This is a genomic window from Aquicoccus porphyridii, assembly GCF_008369105.1.
Taxonomy (GTDB): domain Bacteria; phylum Pseudomonadota; class Alphaproteobacteria; order Rhodobacterales; family Rhodobacteraceae; genus Aquicoccus; species Aquicoccus porphyridii.
In genome coordinates, this window is the sequence record NZ_VINQ01000225.1 from 1 (window position 1) to 367 (window position 367).

The following is a 367-nucleotide window of genomic DNA, read 5'->3' on the forward strand; positions in this document are numbered from 1 at the left end:
CACATCACCTGCAGGCCCGGATCGTCCTGCTCCAGGCGCAGTTGCGCACGGGACTGCGGCATGGGCTGCGCGCTGGGCTCCAGGCGGTAGTCGCCGCCGCTCCTGGCCAGCGCCAGTTGCAGCAGCTCGACGACGTAGGGTTCGGGGTTGCGCCCTTCGGAATGGCGCGGATAGATCACCCGTTCGCCAGCCCCGGCATGCCAGGCCAGCAGGCCGAACAGCAGGGCCAGCCAGCGGAGCGGCGAACCCTGGCCGAGCGGCAGCGGTCTATGTTCACTCAGGCCTATCAGGAGGAATGCCATGGCTGGCCCCCGTACGCGTGCCCTGTTTTCGACATTGTTCGCCCTGTCCCTGGTGACATCCTTGA

The 367-nt window shown here is 67.6% G+C and carries 1 protein-coding gene; it reads right to left on the reverse strand.

All coding sequences use genetic code 11. The features are described 5' to 3' along the window. On the reverse strand, window positions 1–302 hold a 302-nt coding region (locus FLO80_RS24290), incomplete at its 3' end, for a hypothetical protein (RefSeq protein WP_223145568.1). Window positions 303–367: the final 65 nt, after the last annotated feature.